4 protein-coding genes, 3 tRNA genes and 2 rRNA genes (1 of these 9 cut by a window edge) are annotated in these 6,080 nt (G+C 55.5%); all 9 read right to left on the bottom strand.

Features of this window, described 5'->3' with window-relative positions; all coding sequences use genetic code 11:
• Positions 1–145, bottom strand: a 145-nt coding sequence (locus tag AYB31_RS21305; RefSeq protein WP_236712413.1) for a GTP-binding protein, incomplete at its 3' end; no start/stop codon positions are given.
• A gap of 84 nt (positions 146–229) precedes the next feature.
• Positions 230–305: transfer RNA gene (locus tag AYB31_RS20270), tRNA-Thr, on the bottom strand.
• A gap of 26 nt (positions 306–331) precedes the next feature.
• A tRNA-Gly gene (locus AYB31_RS20265) sits at positions 332–405 on the bottom strand.
• Between the two features lie 24 nt (positions 406–429).
• A tRNA-Tyr gene (locus tag AYB31_RS20260) sits at positions 430–514 on the bottom strand.
• A 130-nt stretch (positions 515–644) separates the two neighbouring features.
• A complete protein-coding gene (locus tag AYB31_RS20255) occupies positions 645–1,325 on the bottom strand; it encodes an SPOR domain-containing protein (RefSeq protein WP_068830815.1) in 681 nt (226 codons plus the stop codon).
• A 2-nt stretch (positions 1,326–1,327) separates the two neighbouring features.
• Positions 1,328–2,080, bottom strand: a complete 753-nt coding sequence (locus AYB31_RS20250; RefSeq protein ID WP_068830814.1) for a pantothenate kinase — start codon at positions 2,078–2,080, stop codon at positions 1,328–1,330.
• On the bottom strand, positions 2,070–3,026 hold the full coding sequence (gene birA, locus AYB31_RS20245; protein WP_068830813.1) for a bifunctional biotin--[acetyl-CoA-carboxylase] ligase/biotin operon repressor BirA: 957 nt from the start codon (positions 3,024–3,026) through the stop codon (positions 2,070–2,072). The genes AYB31_RS20250 and birA overlap by 11 nt, the downstream gene beginning before the upstream one ends.
• Positions 3,027–3,182: 156 nt before the next feature.
• Positions 3,183–3,298 (bottom strand): 5S ribosomal RNA (rrf, locus tag AYB31_RS20240).
• A 130-nt stretch (positions 3,299–3,428) separates the two neighbouring features.
• A 23S ribosomal RNA gene (locus AYB31_RS20235) occupies positions 3,429–6,080 on the bottom strand; it runs 241 nt beyond the window's last position.

Below are 6,080 nucleotides of genomic sequence, written 5' to 3'. Positions count from 1 at the left end.
TGTCGAAGTCGACCTTGGCCGAACCGAAAACTTCGGAGCAGACGCGAGTCAGAGCAGCGGTCAGAGTGGTTTTACCGTGGTCAACGTGACCGATGGTGCCGACGTTGACGTGCGGCTTGTTACGTTCAAACTTTTCCTTAGCCATCTGAACCGCCTCCGAACAAGATAGTGAGAGAATTACCGACCATTAAAACAAAGGCAGATATCTGCATATCTGCCTTTGTTGAAGTGGAGCTCTTGAGCGGATTTGAACCGCTGACCTCACCCTTACCAAGGGTGTGCTCTACCAGCTGAGCTACAAGAGCGAAACACCTTACACAAACAGCAAACTTGGAGCGGGCAGCGGGAATCGAACCCGCATCATCAGCTTGGAAGGCTGAGGTTCTACCACTGAACTATGCCCGCGGAGCTTGCGGCTCACGCTAAATCTGGTGGAGGGGGAAGGATTCGAACCTTCGAAGTCTATGACGTCAGATTTACAGTCTGATCCCTTTGGCCGCTCGGGAACCCCTCCAAAGTGGGCGGCATTCTCGTCTCATGCCACCTGACTGTCAAGCATTTTCCCAATAAAAACTTGGGGTTAGCCGTTTATGACAGCCACTCCACGAAGCCTCCCCCGTAAAGCGGGCGCCATTCTATGCAAACTACTGCGGAGTTGCAACGCTTTCGCACGGCATTATTTGATGCTGAAGATCCTTGAAGTCGACAGCCAGCTGCTGGAGCGCATCATCGGCAAGGCGCCGGCTTTCCGGGGTAATACGCACCCAGAAGCTGCGCTGCGCCCTCGGCAGCTCGCGCAGCAACGGCTCATAACCCGCATCCCGCAGGCGCTGCATCACACTCTCTGCAGAATCACTCCGCGGGAAGATACCAAGTGAAATACCGTTGGCCAGATCACCCTGAGTAATGATGTAGCTATCGATTCTCCGCGCCTGCAGCTCCTTGAGCTGACGCAAGGATGCCTGCCGCGATGCGAGCGGCGCCAGATAGACCCAGTAATCAAGCCCGGCAGCCGCATCGACCGAACGCACCTGGGCCTGAATATCCAGCGCAGTGAAGCGCTGCTCGACCTGTTGCGCTTCTGATGCCTGCTGAAAACTACCGAGAAATAGACAGGACTCGCCAGCCGCGGCGGACTCAGGCACCGCGGACGCCTCCGGGCGCATCCTGGCACGATCCGCAGAACTCAGCAGACGCACGCCCTGCTGGCTCGCCTGGCGCAGTTCCACCGATTCAACCTCTTTCGCGCGAAGTGGCGCTTTCTGTTGATGCCAAACGTAATAGAAGAGATTCAGAACCAGAAATAGCAGGAACAACCAGCGCATGCTCACTCCCCAGGGAAAGGACAGGCCTCGGCAAGCCCGATAAAAACCAGGTCGGAGACCAGATGCGCCTGTGGCAATACTGAGCGGACCAGCGCAGCATCCCCGCCAGTCAGATAGACACTGAACGCATCACCCCAGCGACTTCTCGCCTCATCCAGCTGAGTCAGTACAAACCCTCGCAACATCAGCGCACAACCGCGCTCGACCGCCTCTGCGGTAGTGCGGCCTGGCTCCAGCCCAAGCAGAGCCTGTTGCGCAGCGGCATCGTCATAGCGAATACGACGCGTATGAGTCCCCAATTCGCGACGCATCAACGGCATCCCTGGACAAATGTAGCCACCAAGGTGTTCACCGTTAGCATCCACAAAGTCGGATGTCACAGCCGTGCCCAGATCCAGGACAAGACAGGCCCGCCCCGCCAACTTGTAAGCACCGACAACGGCCAGCCAGCGATCCAGCCCGAGACGCGAATAGTCGCTATAGCCGTTGCGCACTTCACCCAGACATACAGAGGGCCGCGCGCACTCTACCGCCACACCGAAGCCAGACTCAATGCAGCCAATAAGTGCAGAAGTCTCCTCATCGCTCCGAACACTGACCAAGCGGCAAGCACGCAGTGAACCCGTGCCCCGCCCACCTACAGCCGCCAGAAGCTCTTGAGCCGTATCGACGACGCCCCCACAGACAGCCCGCCCATCAGCTCCTAGCAATCGCCACTTGATTAGGCTATTGCCACAATCCAGCTCAAGAATCATCACGCAACCTCAGGCTTAGCTCACCACCACTGAACAGCAGCTCCTGACCCGCTACCTCCAATCTCAGTGCCCCCAAATGATCGACCCCCAAGATACGTCCATCCGTGCGCCGAGGCCCCGCCAACAGGCTAGCCTCCGCGCCTTGCCAGAGATGGGCGGCCTCCCAATCTTCGCGCAAGCCGGCGAAGCCCTCCGCTTCATGACGCGCCAAGTAGTGACGCAAGGCATCACTGAGCGCGACAGCCAGCGCAGTTCGATCGATCAGATACCCACATTGAGCCCGGAGTGAAGTCCAGGCCTGATCGATAGCGACAGAACCCGGCAACATATTCACATTGATGCCAATTCCAATCACCACATGACAGCTGCCTCCCGGCTCACCGGAAAGCTCCAGCAAAATACCAGCGACCTTACACCCATCGACCAGGACGTCATTTGGCCACTTGAGACCGGCGCCGCAGCCGAATAATGCGATTGCCTGCTGCACCGCAAGGCCTACAGTAAGACTGAGCCCATCGAGCGGATAGCCCGCCTCAAGACGCAAACCCAAACTGTAATAAAGGTTCTCACCAAAAGGACTGACCCACTCCCGGTCACGCCGACCTCGACCACTTTCCTGAGACTCGGCAACCACCAGCAGTGGAGCCGAGCTACCCCCAGACAGTCGCCGCAGCACCTCGGCATTGGTCGAATCGACTGAATCGAAAAACACAAGAGTCCAGCCCGCCATGCGCGCATCCGCGTCGATCCGCGCCTGATCTAATAAAGAAAGCGGCGAAGGCAGGCGATAGCCACGACCACGCACGCGGTGAAGGCTCAGCCCCAACTCAGCCTCCAAATGCTGTAAGCGCTTCCAGACTGCGGCACGACTAACCCCCAGCGCATGCCCAAGGGACTCGCCGGAATGGAATTCGCCATCCTGAAGTAACCGCAATACTTCACGCATCAAAACAAGGCCTAGAAGAGGAGGCAGGCATCATAACGATGCGCTACCCGGTTGCCTAGAAACGCACCAACAGGAAAGCCGCGTTCGCTCAGAGATTTCTTGCGCGCAAAGACAAACCCCCGACCAGCGTGAGCGGGTCGGGGGTTTGGGATAGGAGCTTGACGATGACCTACTCTCACATGGGGAAACCCCACACTACCATCGGCGATGCGTCGTTTCACTACTGAGTTCGGGATGGGATCAGGTGGTTCCAACGCTCTATGGTCGTCAAGCAATTCGGTTGGGGACTCGGTGTTTAGTCGTTTCCCCGAATGGGTATGTGATATCGGTATTGCGTGTTCAGCAAACTTTCGGCATTTCTGTCGACTTCACCGTCTAACAGCCAAATTGTTTGGGTGTTATATGGTCAAGCCTCACGGGCAATTAGTATTGGTTAGCTCAACGCCTCACAGCGCTTACACACCCAACCTATCAACGTCGTAGTCTTCGACGGCCCTTTAGGGAGCTCGAGGCTCCAGTGAGATCTCATCTTGAGGCAAGTTTCCCGCTTAGATGCTTTCAGCGGTTATCTTTTCCGAACGTAGCTACCCGGCAATGCCACTGGCGTGACAACCGGAACACCAGAGGTTCGTCCAACCCGGTCCTCTCGTACTAAGGTCAGCCCCTCTCAAATCTCAAACGTCCACGGCAGATAGGGACCGAACTGTCTCACGACGTTCTAAACCCAGCTCGCGTACCACTTTAAATGGCGAACAGCCATACCCTTGGGACCGGCTTCAGCCCCAGGATGTGATGAGCCGACATCGAGGTGCCAAACACCGCCGTCGATATGAACTCTTGGGCGGTATCAGCCTGTTATCCCCGGAGTACCTTTTATCCGTTGAGCGATGGCCCTTCCATACAGAACCACCGGATCACTAAGACCTACTTTCGTACCTGCTCGACGTGTCTGTCTCGCAGTCAAGCGCGCTTTTGCCTTTATACTCTACGACCGATTTCCGACCGGTCTGAGCGCACCTTCGTACTCCTCCGTTACTCTTTGGGAGGAGACCGCCCCAGTCAAACTGCCCACCATACACTGTCCTCGCTCCGGATAACGGAGCAGAGTTAGAACCTCAAGCATGCCAGGGTGGTATTTCAAGGATGGCTCCACGCGAACTGGCGTCCACGCTTCAAAGCCTCCCACCTATCCTACACAAGCAGGCTCAAAGTCCAGTGCAAAGCTACAGTAAAGGTTCACGGGGTCTTTCCGTCTAGCCGCGGATACACTGCATCTTCACAGCGATTTCAATTTCACTGAGTCTCGGGTGGAGACAGCGCCGCCATCGTTACGCCATTCGTGCAGGTCGGAACTTACCCGACAAGGAATTTCGCTACCTTAGGACCGTTATAGTTACGGCCGCCGTTTACCGGGGCTTCGATCAAGAGCTTCGCTTGCGCTAACCCCATCAATTAACCTTCCGGCACCGGGCAGGCGTCACACCCTATACGTCCACTTTCGTGTTTGCAGAGTGCTGTGTTTTTAATAAACAGTCGCAGCGGCCTGGTATCTTCGACCGGCATGAGCTTACGGAGCAAGTCCTTCACCCTCACCGGCGCACCTTCTCCCGAAGTTACGGTGCCATTTTGCCTAGTTCCTTCACCCGAGTTCTCTCAAGCGCCTTGGTATTCTCTACCCAACCACCTGTGTCGGTTTGGGGTACGGTTCCTAGTTACCTGAAGCTTAGAGGCTTTTCCTGGAAGCATGGCATCAACCACTTCGCTTTCTAAAAGAAAGCTCGTCATCAGTTCTCGGCATTAAGATCCCGGATTTGCCTAAGATCTCTGCCTACCACCTTAAACACGGACAACCAACGCCGTGCTGGCCTAGCCTTCTCCGTCCCCCCATCGCAGTAACTAGAAGTGCGGGAATATTAACCCGCTTCCCATCGACTACGCATTTCTGCCTCGCCTTAGGGGCCGACTAACCCTGCGTCGATTAACGTTGCGCAGGAAACCTTGGTCTTTCGGCGTGCGAGTTTTTCACTCGCATTGTCGTTACTCATGTCAGCATTCGCACTTCTGATACCTCCAGCAAGCTTCTCAACTCACCTTCACAGGCTTACAGAACGCTCCTCTACCGCATCACCTAAGTGATACCCGTAGCTTCGGTGTATGGTTTGAGCCCCGTTACATCTTCCGCGCAGGCCGACTCGACTAGTGAGCTATTACGCTTTCTTTAAAGGGTGGCTGCTTCTAAGCCAACCTCCTAGCTGTCTAAGCCTTCCCACATCGTTTCCCACTTAACCATAACTTTGGGACCTTAGCTGACGGTCTGGGTTGTTTCCCTTTTCACGACGGACGTTAGCACCCGCCGTGTGTCTCCCACGCTCGGCACTTCCAGGTATTCGGAGTTTGCATCGGTTTGGTAAGTCGGGATGACCCCCTAGCCGAAACAGTGCTCTACCCCCTGGAGTGATACGTGAGGCGCTACCTAAATAGCTTTCGAGGAGAACCAGCTATCTCCGGGCTTGATTAGCCTTTCACTCCGATCCACAGGTCATCCGCTAACTTTTCAACGGTAGTCGGTTCGGTCCTCCAGTCAGTGTTACCTAACCTTCAACCTGCCCATGGATAGATCGCCCGGTTTCGGGTCTATACCCAGCGACTAAAGCGCCCTATTAAGACTCGCTTTCGCTACGCCTCCCCTATTCGGTTAAGCTCGCCACTGAATATAAGTCGCTGACCCATTATACAAAAGGTACGCAGTCACCCAACAAAGTGGGCTCCCACTGCTTGTACGCATACGGTTTCAGGTTCTATTTCACTCCCCTCTCCGGGGTTCTTTTCGCCTTTCCCTCACGGTACTAGTTCACTATCGGTCAGTCAGTAGTATTTAGCCTTGGAGGATGGTCCCCCCATATTCAGACAAAGTTTCTCGTGCTCCGTCCTACTCGATTTCACTTCTAAGACCTTTTCGCGTACAGGGCTATCACCCACTATGGCCGCACTTTCCAGAGCGTTCCGCTAAAATCAAAGAAGCTTAAGGGCTAGTCCCCGTTCGCTCGCCACTAC

The sequence above is a fragment of the Pseudomonas sp. BMS12 genome, assembly GCF_001592875.1.
Classification (GTDB): Bacteria; Pseudomonadota; Gammaproteobacteria; order Pseudomonadales; family Pseudomonadaceae; genus Aquipseudomonas.
This window is presented reverse-complemented; position numbering and strand designations above follow the sequence as displayed.